This window comes from Mycobacterium yunnanensis (assembly GCF_025823185.1).
In the GTDB taxonomy this organism is placed as follows: Bacteria; Actinomycetota; Actinomycetes; order Mycobacteriales; family Mycobacteriaceae; genus Mycobacterium; species Mycobacterium yunnanensis.
Map to the genome: position 1 here is coordinate 369,092 of NZ_JACKVK010000009.1, position 13,343 is coordinate 382,434.

The window sequence follows — 13,343 nt, forward strand, 5'->3', positions numbered from 1 at the left end:
CCTCCAACGTACCGGCTCACCGAGGTGACCTCGGGGAACCGTTTGCCAGATCTGTCGGCGGCGGCGCCTACCGGATCGCGGCGGACAGATCTCCCGACATCGCCGCGAGCTGCGGCGCCCAGCTGCCCCAGTCGTGCTGACCCGAGTCGGGGAAGTCGAAGTGCCCGTTGTGTCCACCGACGCTGCGGTAGTGCTGATAGAACGTGCGGTTGCTGCCTGCGGTCTGGTCGCAGACGCCGATCATGGCCGCGGGATCGGTGCAGTCGAGCGCCGCCGGACTGTAGACCCATAGCCGAGTGTTGTTGGCGTTCAACAGGTTCACGTGTACGTCGGGGTCGTGCCACTTCCACCGACCCAGCTGGGCGGCGCCCCACATGGCCTGGGTGTTGACGCCACCGAAGCTGGCCATCCCGGCGGTGATGGCACCGTTGTAGGCCGTCTGCGACGGTGTCAGGAAGCCCGACAGCGACCCCGCGTAGCGGAACCGGTCCGGGTGGAACGCGGCCAGCGCCATCGCGGCGTACCCGCCCTGGGCGGCGCCGACGACGCCGTGTCCGTTGGGAGCCAGGCCCTTGTTCGCCGCAAGCCAGTCCGGCAGCTCCTGGGACAGGAAGGTGTCCCACTGCCTGCTGCCGTCGGCCTCCCAGTTGGTGTACATGCTCCAGGCGCCACCGGCGGGGGCGGCGACCGAGATGCCCTTGCCGGCCAGCGTGCTCATCGCGTTGCCGGCCGTCACCCAGTTGCTGGTGTCAGGGGCGGCGTTGAAGGCGTCCAAGAGGAACACCGCATGCGGACCACCGGCCTGGAAGGCGACCGGAATGTCACGGCCCATCGACGCCGACGGGACCATCAGATATTCGACGCCCTCGGCCTTGGCGGTGTGGGGGCTCGCGAGCCAGAGCCCCAGGGCCAGAGTCAGCGCACACATCGTCCTGAAGAGCCCCAGGAGCAGCCTCATACCCATCTCACCAATCTGTCGATTCGGTTGTAGTGAATCACATCGTCACGACGGCCCGGGCCGTAAACGAAGCGACGGCGGCGACCCCCAGGGGATCGCCGCCGCCAATTCGAACTGTTTTGCTAGCGCCTTAGGAGGCAGCCGTCGGAACGGCGCCCAGCACACGCTGAACGTCCGGCTTCATGGCCTGCAGCTGCTGGCCCCAGTACGGCCAGTCGTGCGTGCCGCTCTCCGGGAAGTTGAACACCGCGTTCGATCCGCCGGCAGCCAGATAGTCGGTCTGGAACTGCTTGTTGGTGCGCAGGGTCAGGCCCTCGAGGAACTTGGCGGGCAGGTTGTTGCCGCCAAGGCCGCTGGGGGTGCCGTTGCCGCAGTAGATCCACACGCGAGTCTTGTTGGCGACGAGCGTGGCCATGTTGGCCGGGACCATCGGGTCGTTGTACTTCCACGCCGGATCGGTCTCGGCAGGACCCCACATGTCGTCGGCCTTGTAGCCGCCCGCGTCACCCATGGCAGTGTTGATCAGACCCGGCCACCAGCCCTCGGACGGGTTCAGGAAGCCCGAGAGAGCACCGGCGTACTGGAACTGCTGCGGGTGGTGGATCGCCAGGGTCAGCGATGCCGAACCGGCCATCGACAGACCGATCGCCGCGGTGCGGGTCGCGTCGACGCCGTTGTTGGCCGCCAGGTAGTTGGGCAGCTCGTTGGTCAGGAAGGTCTCCCAGTTGTACGTCAGGCAGGTGCCGGACTTCTTGCCGCACGCCGGCTTGTACCAGTTCGTGTAGAAGCTGGACTGACCACCGACGGGCATGACGACCGACAGGCCCGAGCCGTTGTACCACTCGAAGGCCTGGGTGTTGATGTCCCAGCCGTTGAAGTCGTCCTGCGCGCGCAGACCGTCGAGCAGGTACATCGACGGAGAGTTGGGGCCACCGCTCTGGAACTGCACCTTGATGTCGCGGCCCATGCTGGCCGACGGAACCATCAGGTACTCGACCGGCAGACCCGGCCTCGAAAACGCTCCCGCCGTCGCCGAGCCTCCGACGACGCCAACCAGGCCCGACAGCGTTCCCGCCGCCAGGGCGGCAACCGCAGCGCGGCGCGCCATCTTCCGTACGAAACTCATGCTTGTATGAATCCTTTTCGTTTGAATGCCGCACGACAGACCCGCTGCGTGCCGCTGTAGTCAACCACACACGAGAGCGAAAACTCTCTCTCGCCCGCGTCGGCGCTGGTCAAATGGTTTCGCTCGCTTGGGAACACCTCGTCGAGTCCCAGATCACACGGGCGGTGTATCGCGACGGGCGGTCCGGGCGTTACACGACCGGCTCGATCAGGGCCCCGTCGCAGGCATTCCGGTGTAGGGCGGCACCTTCGGCGGTGGCACCGGAAGGCCACATCTGGCCAGCTCGTAGCGGGGAACCCGGTCGATTCGGTACTTGGTGAAGGCCGCGGCATGCAGCACGTTCGACAGGAAGCGCTTGGCGCCCAGTGGACCGCGGATCGAGGTGAGCATCGCGTCGGTGTCCGGGCACGTCAACGCGGCCTTCGCCTGGGCGATCCAGTCCTCGTCGAGATAGGGCGGAATGAAGGGCCGCATCGGAAGGAAGGGACCCTCGGCGACCGCCCAATCGGGAAACAGGTTCTTGTCGTGGCCGATTCGTGCGTCGTCGAGCCGGGCGGTGTGCGCGGCCAACGGGTTGGCCAGACCAATCTGGTCGATCACCCGGACGTCGAGGCCGACGTTCATGCCGAGCATGCCGAGGTTGGTGAAGAACACGGTGTGGGGACCGGTGCGGTGATCGGCGATCACGGGTGCGGCGCCGACCGGTGGCGGCGGCAGCGGTGGCGGGAGCGCGGGCACGACGTCCCACTGGTCGTAGTTGCCCGACGGCAGCAGAAGCGCACCGTCGGGGGTGTTGTCGATGGCGGCGACGACGGCCCGCATGCGGGGATAGTCCAGGTAGTCGGCCGCGGTCAGAGGGTGCGCATGGCCGGTGGCCTGCGCGTAGAAGCGGCGCTCGTCGACGATCCCCGACGCCGTCACCCGGGTCGCGTCCCTGCCCAGACCCGGTGAATTCGCCGCCCAGAGCGACCAACCCACGATCGCCAGCCAGAACACCGCCGAGGCACCGGCGAGCAGGTAGCCCGGACCGCGCACGGACCGCATGCCGGCCGGCAGCACGATGGGGATCACCGAAATTGGTGCGAGGAGGCAGAACAGCGGCGTGAGCAGCACGCGTCCGTGCATGAAATCGCCGCCTTGACGCACCCAGTAGACCGCCTGGACGAGGCCGCTGCACACCATGAAGACGACCACCGCCGTCGGGCTCTGCACCAGGCTGGTCCACCGGCCACGGGTACGGGTGGCGTGACCGCGCTTGCGCCACAACAGGCTTCGCACGCCGAGCAACAGCAGGCCGAGACCCCCGAGCAGCACCAGCGGTATCCACAGCAGGTACGGGTGGTTGAAGTTGGTGAGATACACGAAGCCTTGGGACCACTTGGATCCCGACGCGTCCTTGGCCACCGCGGTGCCGGGGACCAACAGTCCGTAGTAACCCATCCGGAAGATCTGGTACAGCACGGGCAGCAGACCTCCCGCGACGACGATGAGCAGCCGTCGGCGCCAACCGTGCGCCGCGGCGAGCATCATCACCAACGCCACCCCACCGACGAGCGCGAGCTCGGGTCGGACCAGGACGCTGAGCCCCGCGAGGAAGGCCAGCGAGCCTTCGAAGAATCGACCCGTCGCGTTGCCGCCGGTCTCGTTCGGCGGGGGCGGATTGACCCGCGGGGCCTGCGACCAGCAGACCAGCATCCACCACAGCAGGCCCAGATAGGCAAGTATCAAACCGTTCTCGAGCCCCGAGGTGGCGAAGTCGCGCGCAGGCGGGATCGCGACGTACACCAGGGCCCCGGCCGGAAGCAACAACGCCTGCCTGCCACGCAGCCCCGGTGCGTACAGCCGCCCGGTGCCCAGCATCACCAGCACGATGCCGGCCACGCTCAACGTCAGGGCCAGGGTCAAGACCACGTATTCGAGTTGGAGTGGGCCACCGATCCAGGCCCAGAACGTGACCAGATAGGTCCACACCGTGGACGTGTTGGCCTCGACCCGTTCCCCTTGGTTGAAGACGGGGCCGTTGCCCGCCAACAGGTTCCGAACGGTGCGCAGGACGATCAGGCCGTCGTCGGCGATCCACCGGCGCTGCCAGGCGCCCCACCCGAACAGCGCCCCGACGACCACCACGCTGAACCACAGGCTGATGCGGACGGTTGGGGTGAAGCGGAAGGCCGGCCAGCGCGCCAGCCGGGCCGCCATGCCCTGGCCCGCAGCGTCAGCTGAAGAACGCTGCGGCACCAAGGGATCCGATCAAGGCGATGGCGAGAAATTGCAAGACGTGGTCGCGTAGCGCAATGTCCTCGGGTTCGCCGGCCATTCCCCCGTCGACGTCCACCGCGTACCGCAGGATCGCGATGGTGAACGGAATCATCGAGATGGCGAACCACGAGCCGTCAGTGATGCGGTCACGCTCGAACGCCCACAAGCCGTAACACACCACCACCGCAGTCGCCGACAACGTCCAGACGAAGCGCAGGTACGAGGCCGTGTAGCTCTCGAGCGACTTGCGGATCTTGGCGCCGGTGCGCTCGGCGAGCTGCAGTTCGGCGTACCGCTTCCCGGCCACCATGAACAGCGAGCCGAACGCCATGACGAGCAGGAACCACTGCGACAGCGGGATGCCTGCGGCGGCGCCACCGGCGATCGCCCTGATCAAGTAGGCCGACGACACGATGCAAATGTCGAGGACTGCTTGATGTTTGAGGCCGAAGCAGTAGGCCAGCTGGATGGTGAGATAGACCGCGATGACGATCGTCAGGTTGGGGGTGACGAGCCACGAGACGGTCAGCGCGACGACGGCAAGCACCACGGCGAGCACGTACGCGAGCCGCTGCGGCACGACGCCGGCGGCGATGGGCCGGAATCGCTTGGTGGGGTGCGCGCGGTCGGCCTCGACGTCGCGGGCGTCGTTGACCAGGTAGATCGAGGACGCCGCCAAACTGAAGCACACGAACGCGATTCCGACGTCGGTCAGCACCTCGCGGTAGTCGTACTTCACGTCTCCGCCGAAGGCGAACAGCGGTGCCGCGAGCACCAGGAGGTTCTTCACCCACTGGCGAGGCCGCAGCGCCTTGACCAGACCGATGGCGAGGTTCTTGGGTGGACCCGCCACCGGCGGGGCTTCCTCACTCATGCGCCTGTCTCCTTCCGGTCCGGGACCGCCTCGACCGTCTTGGCCACGACCGCGCCGACGGCCACTCCCGTGAGCACGTCGGTCGGATAGTGCACTCCGAGCACCAAGCGCGACAACGCCATCGGCGGCACCAGCAGCCACGGCAACGGAAGCCCCGAGGCGCGCCCCAGCAGAATCGCCGCCGCGGTGGTCGAGGTCGCGTGGGCCGACGGGAAGCTCAGCCGGCTCGGAGTCGCCACGTTGACCGCGATGGACGGGTGATGCGGCCGCTGACGCTTCACCACGCGCTTGATGACGACGGCGGCGGCGTGCGCCAGGAACGCGCCGGCACCGGCGGTCAGCCAGACCTGGCGACGTTTCGGCTGCAGCAGCGCGCCGAGGATCGACACGGCGATCCAGCCTGCGCTGTGCTCGCCGAAGTGCGACAAGGCGCGCGCCCCGGGCAGGACGCCGGGACGTCCGGCCAGCGTCGACTGCACGGCCACCAGCGCGGCGTCCTCGCCCCGCAGGGTGTCGGTCACCGGGACACTTCCGCCGGAGCCTTCGCAGCGGGCAACAGGACGGTCTCCCACTTCTGCGTGCTGGTCAGCGTGGGCAGCGCGCCGCGGTACACCTTGCGCATCCGGTTGAACTTGCGCAGCAGCAACGCCTGTCGCTTCAGCGATTCGCGGAGCAGGTCGAACATCTTGGCACGGTCGCGCTGGCGGTACACGACGCCGCGGCCGTCGGCGGTGGTGACGGTGACGCCGTCGACCCGCGACAGCGAGAACCATCGTGCGTCCTGCGTGGCGACGTTGATCTGCGGCCGCACGTGATGTTGCGGGTCATGGGCCTTCAGTTGGTGCAGGACGCCCCGCGACAGGCGCACGGCGATGGAGACGGGGCTGACCGGGATCTGAACTTTCTTGCGCCACCGCTTGTCCGACGGCGTTGGCAGCGACGTCGCGCTCGGAAGCACCACGGCGTCGGGGAAGTCCGAGCGCATCTTGCGCACCTCGGGTAGCGCCGACTCGAGGATGGAGAAGATGTGGTCGGGGCCGGCGAGGAAGTCGTCCATCGCCTTGTTCTGAATCGCCACCGTCGAATATTCCAGGCACAGAAGGTGTTTCAGCGTCGCCTTGAGATGGCTGGCCACCAGGCCGGTGATGTTGCCGTCCCAGTGCAGGGCGGCCACCACCAATCGGTTGCGCAGGTGGAAGTAGGCCTGCCAGTCGATGGCGTCGTCCTTGTCGCTCCAGGCCATGTGCCAGATGGCCGCGCCCGGCAGCGTCACCGTCGGGTAGCCGTGTTCGCCTGCGCGCAAGCCGTATTCGCAGTCGTCCCACTTGATGAACAGGGGAAGTGGCTGACCGAGCTCCTCGGCGACCGGCCGCGGGATCATGCACATCCACCAGCCGTTGAAGTCGACGTCGACGCGGCGGTGCAAGAGCTTGCTGCGGTATTCCTCTTCGGCGGCAAGCGGATACTTCGCGAAGTTGTGGTCGTATTCGGTGTTGACCGCGTTGGTCCACATGAAGTCGGCCTGCCCGACCATCTCACCCATGACGTGCAGGTGCGAGGGCTCCTGCAGGTTGAGCATCTGCCCGCCGACCAACGTCGGCACCTTGGCGAAGCGGTTGAACGCGAGCGCCCGCAGGATGGAGTCCGGCTCGATGCGGATGTCGTCGTCCATGAACAGGATCTGTTCGCAGGACGTGTTCTTGAGCGCTTCGTACATCACCCGGCTGTACCCGCCGGAACCGCCCAGGTTGGGCTGGTCGTGGATCGTCAACCGGTTGCCAAGGGCCGCAGCCGCTTCGGCGAAGCCGGGGTTGTCCTTGGCCTTGCTGGTGCCCTGGTCGGTGACGATCACCGCGGAGATGACCTCGTCGACCAATGGGTCCGACGTCAGGGCGGCGAGGGCGCTGACCGCGTCCGACGGCCGGTTGAAGGTCGGGATGCCGATGGCGACGTCGGCGCGACCCGGGGCCGGGATCGGGGCGTACCAACCGGCGCTGTGCACCGTCACCTTGCTGTCGGTGGTGATGTCGAACCAGATCCAGCCGCCGTCCTCGAACGGGTCGAGGCCGACCTCGAATTCGGTGACCGAGGGATTGTCCGGTCCGGAGCTGACGGCCTCGGTGCCGCCCACGGTGATGCGGGAGCCGGTGGCCTTGGAGCGGTACACGTCGATGCGGGCGCTGCCCGTCAACTCGACCCGCAGCACCACCGATTCGAGGATGGACCACCGCCGCCAGTAGCTGGCCGGGAAGGCGTTGAAGTAGGTCGCGAACGACACCTCGGACTCGGTGCCGATCTCCAGGGTGGTGCGGGTCGGCGGGTGGGCGCGACGCGCGTTGGTCTCGGATTCCTCGATGTAGAGCTTGCGCACGTCCAGCGGCTCGCCGGGTCGGGGCAAGATGATGCGGGACAGCAGGCTGACCGCCTTGGACTGTCCGGCGTCGAGCGCGCCCGACGGAGTGTCACTCATGCTCAACTGCTTTCGTCTTCTGAGGTCGACAGCGGACTGCCGTCGCGCAGGTGCGGCGCCAGCGTGTTGTCGAACATGTTCAGCGCACTGGCGATCGCCATGTGCATGTCGAGGTACTGATAGGTGCCAAGGCGGCCGCCGAACAGGACCTTGCCCGACGCCGTCTCGGCGCGGGCCAGCTCGCGATACGCCGTGACCATCGCACGGTCCTCGGGAGTGTTGATCGGGTAGTAGGGCTCGTCGTCGTCCTTGGCGAACCGACCGTACTCACGCATGATCACGGTCTTGTCGGCCGGATGGGTCCGCTCCGGGTGGAAGTGACGGAACTCGTGGATCCGGGTGTACGGCACGTCGGCGTCGTTGTAGTTCATGACGGGGGTGCCCTGAAAGTCCCCGGTGTCGAGGACTTCGGTCTCGAAGTCCAGGGTCCGCCAGCCGAGCCGGCCCGCGGAGTAGTCGAAGTAGTGGTCCAGCGGGCCGGTGTAGACGACCGGGGCCTCGGGGTTGGCGGCCCGCAGCTCGTCGCGGACGTCGAACCAGTCGGTGTCGAGCCGCACCTCGATCCGCTCGTCGGCAGCCATGTTCTGCAGCCATGCGGTGTAACCGTCGACCGGAAGGCCTTCGTAGGTGTCGTTGAAGTAGCGGTTGTCGAAGGTGTAGCGAACCGGCAGCCGGGTGATGTTGCTGGCAGGCAGGTTCGTCGGATCGGTCTCCCACTGCTTGGCCGTGTAGTGCTTCATGAACGCCTCGTAGAGCGGGCGTCCGATCAGGCTGATCGCCTTCTCCTCGAAGTTCTGGGCGTCCTTGGAGTCGAACTCGGCGGCCTGCTCGGCGATCAGGGCACGAGCTTCGTCGGGAGTGAAGTACCGACCGAAGAACTGCGAGACCAGACCGAGCCCCATCGGGAATTGGTAGGCCTGCCCGGCGTGCATGGCGAAGACGCGGTGCTGATACCCGGTGAACTCGGTGAACTGCCGGACGTAATCCCATACCCGCTGATTGGAGGTGTGGAAGAGGTGCGCGCCGTACTTGTGGATCTCGATGCCGGTCTGCGGCTCGCGCTCGGAGTAGGCGTTGCCGCCGATGTGGGAGCGACGGTCGAGCACGAGGACGCGCTTGTCGAGTTGGGTGGCCACGCGTTCGGCGATCGTCAGGCCGAAGAATCCGGAGCCGACGACTATGAGGTCAAAGCTGCCGGTGGGCTGTTGCGCAGCGACCCGGGAGGTAGGAGCTGTCATCGGCAGCAAGGGTATCCGACTAGGGGGTCGCGACCCGAATGCGCGCTCGGCCGGTCGCCCGCCCACGGCAGGTCGCAATTCGCTCACGATTGCGCATCAACATCCGGAGCCACTCTGGCATCACCAGTCACAGCCGTACCATCGAACGCGTTGCATCAGAACGTCCGCAGTCCATTTACACGGTCCAAAGAAGCCACGGTCCGAGAAAACACGAGGAGACTTCCGTGCCTAACCGTCGTCGACGCAAGCTCTCGACAGCCATGAGCGCAGTCGCCGCCCTGGCCGTCGCAAGTCCAGTTGCCGCTGTCGCATTGTCCGACATGTCGGCCACCACTCAGGCCGCGCCGCAGCACCGCGAGTTCGTCCAGGCCGCACTGGTGACCGACCTGCCGAGTGAACTCCTCGGCGCCCTCTCGCAGGGCCTCTCGCAGTTCGGCGTCAACCTCCCGAGCGGAGTCCTGGGTGGCGCCCCGTCGGCGACGACCCTGACCACTCCGGCACTGACCAGCCCCGGCCTAACCGCGCCCGGCCTGACCGCACCCGGCCTGACGACCCCCGGCTTGACCGCGCCCGGCCTGACGACGCCCGGTCTCACCACCCCGGGTCTCACGACGCCCGGTCTCACCACCCCCGGCCTGACCACTCCGGGTCTGGCCACACCCGGCCTGACGACGCCCGGCCTGACGACCCCCGGCCTGACCACCCCGGGCCTCGCCGACGCCGGACTCACGAACCCCGCGCTGACCAGCCCTACCGCCGCGGTGCCCGGTTTGACCACACCGGCCGCCAACACCGGCCTCGGCCTCGGCGTCCCGGGTGCCGGCGAGGTGCCGATCGCCGCTCCGATCGGACTCGACCCGACGGCAGGCACCTACCCGATCCTCGGCGGCGATCCGGGACTCGGCCTCGGCGCGCCCGCGGCCAGCTCGGGTGGCGGCGGCCTGCTCGGCGACCTGAACAGCGCCGCGCAGTCCCTCGGCGCGGGCCAGGCGATCGACCTGCTCAAGGGCATGGTGATGCCCATGATCACCGGCGCCATTCAGAAGGGTGCGGCAGCGGCTCCCGCCGCGGCCGCGGCAGCACCGGCGGCCATCCCCGCCGCCTCCTAAGTCCTGCGACGAAACGGCACCGCAGAAGCCATCGGGACCTCCCGGCGCGGCTCTGCGGTGCCGTTGCGCGCGAGACGGTCATTCGCCACGCCGTGTCGAAACACTGGTAACACCTGACACATACGTAACATCGGCCCCGTGTCGTGCCGTCGCCAGCTCCCGTCGCTGCTCTTCTCGGCGGTCGCAGCGACCGCGGTGATGATGCCGTTGGCCGTCTACGGCCTGCCCGGTGACGACGCCGACCATCCGGTCGCCACCGCGCCCCTCATCGTCGAACGGCCCCTGACCGGCGTCGGCGGCGGGGAGACCATTCGCGAACTGCACCAGGACACTCCCTTCGCCATGGTGGCGCTGACCGCCGACGATCTCAGCGGAACCTCGGCCAGCGTGCGCGCCAAGAAGGCCGACGGATCCTGGGGTCCGTGGTACGACGCCGAGAACCTCGAGGGCGTCGGCCCCGACGGCGGCGGCGTGAAGGGCACCGACCCCGTCTTCGTCGGCCACACCACCGACGTCCAGATCAAGGTGGACCGCTCCGTACCCGAAGGCCCGGGCCTTCGGGCCCCCAAGCCCGACCTGGGGTACGTCCCCGCCAACGCCGAACGTCCCCTGGGCCAAGACCTCAAGGCCGTATTGATCAGTCCTCCGCAAGCGCCGGTCGACATCTCCTCGATTCCCCCGGAGGCCGCGACTCCGCCCGGGGTGCCCCCGGCGATCATCGGGCGCGCCCAGTGGGGCGCCAACGAATCGGAGCTCTGCGGAAAACCCGTGTACGACAACGGGGTTCGCGCTGGCATCGTCCACCACACCGCAGGCAGCAACGACTACGCCCCCGAGGACTCCGCCGGCATCGTCCGCTCCATCTTCGAATACCACACCCGCACGCTCGGCTGGTGCGACATCGCCTACAACGCACTGGTCGACAAATACGGCCAGGTGTTCGAGGGCCGCGCAGGTGGCATGGACCGACCCGTCGAGGGCGCCCACACCGGCGGGTTCAACGCCGACACCTGGGGCGTCGCCATGCTCGGCAACTTCGACCTCATACCCCCGACACCCATTCAGCTGCGCACCACCGGACGGCTGCTCGGCTGGCGGTTGGGCCTCGACCACGTCGACCCACTCGGTTCGGTCACCCTGACCTCGGCGGGCGGCTCGTTCACCAAGTTCCCCGGCGGCACCCCGGTCACGCTGCCGACGATCTTCACCCACCGCGACGTCGGCAACACCGACTGCCCCGGCAACGCCGCCTACGCCGCGATGCCCCTGCTCCGGGACACGGCCGCTCACTTCAACACCCCGATCGGGCCCCGCGATCTCGCCGACACCCTGCGCGGCGGCGCCATCTACGGCAAATGGGCCCAGATGGGCGGGGACGCGAGCCCGCTCGGCGCACCGCAGACGCCCGAGACCCCCGGCGACGGCGCCTCGCGCTACGTCACCTTCGACAAGGGCGCGCTGTACTGGTCGCCCGACAGCGGCGCCGAACCCGTCACCGGCGCGATCTACGAGGCGTGGGGACTGCTGGGCTTCGAACGCGGCGCCCTCGGACTGCCGACCAGCGGCGAGATCCAGGAACCGCAGTGGATCGTGCAGAACTTCCAGCACGGGACGCTGAACTTCGACCGCGAGCACGGCACCGTCACCCGCGTCATCGACGGGGTGGAGCTCGAGATCCCCCTGCACCAAGGCGACGCACCGGTCCAGCTGGAGCGCTTCACGCCCATCGGCAACAAGGCCTGAGCTCTACAGCCACCACCGCTCGAGGACACGCGCCAACCCGTCGTCGGTGTTGGGCGCGGTGACCTCGTCGGCCGCCGCCTTGGCCTCCGGATGGGCGTTGCCCATCGCGACGCCGAGTCCCGCCCAGCGCAGCATCGGCACGTCGTTGGGCATGTCGCCGAAGGTGATGACGTCCTCGGCCACGAGGCCGAGCGGAGTGGCGACCTCGGCGACGCCGGTCGCCTTGCTGATGCCCAGTGGCACCACTTCGATCAGACCGTTGTTGGTCGAATAGGTCAGATCGCCCTGCAGTCCGACGTGCGGGGCCAACGCCGCCGCCATGTCCGCGCTCGAGGCTCCCGCCTTGCGGATCAGCAACTTGACCGCGGGTTCGTTCAGCACGTCCTCGAGCGAGACCTCGGTGTTGTCGGGGTTGAGCCACGCGTGCTCGTACCCCGGTGAGCTCAGGAACTGAGGCGTGGCCGCGTCGTGGGCGCTACGACCGACGCGTTCGACCGCGAGCCCGGCCCCGGGGATGACGCGAGTGGCCACCTCGGCGAGCTCCCGCAGCACGTCCACCGACAGCGTCCTGGTCCACAGGATCTGGTCGGCCGCGGAGTCGTAGAGCACCGCGCCGTTGGCGCACACCGCCATGGGCGCGAACCCCAGCTCCTCGACCACCGGGGAGATCCAGCGGGGCGGGCGGCCGGTCGCCAGCACGAACCGGGTGCCCGCGTCGACCGCGGCCAGCACCGCGGCCTTGGTGCGCGGTGTGACGCGCTCGTGCTCGTCGAGCAGCGTGCCGTCGACGTCGGTGGCAATCAGCAGCGGCAGCACTATCGATTCCCCGAGTCCCGGCGAGCGCGCTCGGCAAGCTCGGCTTCTTCACGCACGATGGCCTCTTCCATGGTTGGGGCGCCTCCACCGAGGCGACGGGGCACCCAGTAGGCGCCCTCGGGATGATCGTAGGACTGCTGCACGTCCTCGAGGAGGTCGGCCATCGAGGCGCGAAGGCGACCCAGCAGTTCCTCCGCGCTGCCGGTCGGCGACAACGGCGGCCCCGCGGCCACGGTGACCGGGATCTTCTGGCGGCCCAGGTGCCGGGGATGATCCTTGGTCCAGATCCGGTGCGCACCCCACACGATCAGCGGGACGATCGGGGCCTGAGCCTCCAGCGCCATCCGCGTCGCCCCGGTCTTGAAGCCCTTGAGCTCGAAGCTGCGACTGATCGTCGCCTCCGGATAGACGCCGACGAGCTCGCCCTCCCGTAGCCGCTCGACGGCCGCCGCGTAGGCCTGCGCACCCGCGCGCCGGTCCACCGGAATGGTCTTGGTGTGCCGGATCAGGAAGTCGACGACCTTTACCTGCTGCATCTCGGCCTTGATCATGAAGCGCAGGCGGCGGTGACGATGCTCGACGGCCAGGGCGGCGGGCAGCCAGTCGAGGTAACCGGTGTGGTTGATGGCGATGACGGCGCCGCCCTCGGCCGGGATGTTCTGCAGCCCGCAGTAGGTGATGCGCGTGCCGGTCAGGGCCACGGCGCTCTTGGCCGTGATCTCCAACAGTCGGAAGACCGGCTCCATGGGC

The 13,343-nt window shown here is 68.2% G+C and carries 11 protein-coding genes; 2 read left to right on the forward strand and 9 right to left on the reverse strand.

Annotation, left to right across the window (positions count from 1 at the left end):
* Positions 1 to 67 precede the first annotated feature (67 nt).
* The 7 genes from H7K45_RS18735 to glf all read right to left on the reverse strand — a co-directional run bounded on the left by H7K45_RS18735 (position 68) and on the right by glf (position 8,925).
* Positions 68 to 958 carry an esterase family protein gene (locus H7K45_RS18735; protein ID WP_372512578.1) on the reverse strand — a complete coding sequence of 297 codons (891 nt, stop codon included), beginning with the start codon at positions 956 to 958 and terminating at the stop codon, positions 68 to 70.
* Positions 959 to 1,088: 130 nt separating this feature from the next.
* On the reverse strand, positions 1,089 to 2,084 hold the full coding sequence (locus tag H7K45_RS18740; protein WP_276070211.1) for an esterase family protein: 996 nt from the start codon (positions 2,082 to 2,084) through the stop codon (positions 1,089 to 1,091).
* A 207-nt stretch (positions 2,085 to 2,291) separates the two neighbouring features.
* Positions 2,292 to 4,283 (reverse strand): terminal beta-(1->2)-arabinofuranosyltransferase, encoded by a 1,992-nt coding sequence (gene aftB, locus H7K45_RS18745; protein ID WP_263997563.1) that lies wholly within the window; start codon positions 4,281 to 4,283, stop codon positions 2,292 to 2,294.
* Positions 4,284 to 4,299: 16 nt separating this feature from the next.
* The gene (locus H7K45_RS18750) at positions 4,300 to 5,217 is read right to left on the reverse strand and encodes a decaprenyl-phosphate phosphoribosyltransferase (RefSeq protein ID WP_263997390.1); all 918 of its coding nucleotides are present in this window, start codon (positions 5,215 to 5,217) and stop codon (positions 4,300 to 4,302) included.
* Positions 5,214 to 5,738, reverse strand: a complete 525-nt coding sequence (locus H7K45_RS18755; RefSeq protein WP_263997391.1) for a phosphatase PAP2 family protein — start codon at positions 5,736 to 5,738, stop codon at positions 5,214 to 5,216. Before H7K45_RS18755 ends, H7K45_RS18750 begins: the two co-directional genes overlap by 4 nt.
* Positions 5,735 to 7,687, reverse strand: a complete 1,953-nt coding sequence (locus tag H7K45_RS18760) for a glycosyltransferase (protein ID WP_263997393.1) — start codon at positions 7,685 to 7,687, stop codon at positions 5,735 to 5,737. Before H7K45_RS18760 ends, H7K45_RS18755 begins: the two co-directional genes overlap by 4 nt.
* A gap of 2 nt (positions 7,688 to 7,689) precedes the next feature.
* Positions 7,690 to 8,925, reverse strand: a complete 1,236-nt coding sequence (glf, locus tag H7K45_RS18765; RefSeq protein ID WP_263997395.1) for a UDP-galactopyranose mutase — start codon at positions 8,923 to 8,925, stop codon at positions 7,690 to 7,692.
* 224 nt (positions 8,926 to 9,149) lie between these two features.
* Here glf and H7K45_RS18770 point away from each other — a divergent pair, with 224 nt between their 5' ends.
* Together H7K45_RS18770 and H7K45_RS18775 are read left to right on the forward strand one after the other, a co-directional pair.
* Positions 9,150 to 10,034, forward strand: coding sequence for a hypothetical protein (locus H7K45_RS18770; RefSeq protein ID WP_263997396.1), 885 nt, complete (start codon positions 9,150 to 9,152; stop codon positions 10,032 to 10,034).
* Between the two features lie 138 nt (positions 10,035 to 10,172).
* A complete protein-coding gene (locus H7K45_RS18775) occupies positions 10,173 to 11,777 on the forward strand; it encodes an N-acetylmuramoyl-L-alanine amidase (RefSeq protein ID WP_263997397.1) in 1,605 nt (534 codons plus the stop codon).
* Between the two features lie 3 nt (positions 11,778 to 11,780).
* Here the strand turns inward: H7K45_RS18775 and H7K45_RS18780 are convergent, their stop codons facing one another.
* Complete coding sequence (locus H7K45_RS18780) at positions 11,781 to 12,596, reverse strand: HAD family hydrolase (RefSeq protein WP_263997564.1); 816 nt, start codon at positions 12,594 to 12,596, stop codon at positions 11,781 to 11,783.
* Positions 12,593 to 13,339, reverse strand: coding sequence for a lysophospholipid acyltransferase family protein (locus tag H7K45_RS18785; protein ID WP_263997398.1), 747 nt, complete (start codon positions 13,337 to 13,339; stop codon positions 12,593 to 12,595). The genes H7K45_RS18780 and H7K45_RS18785 overlap by 4 nt, the downstream gene beginning before the upstream one ends.
* Positions 13,340 to 13,343: the final 4 nt, after the last annotated feature.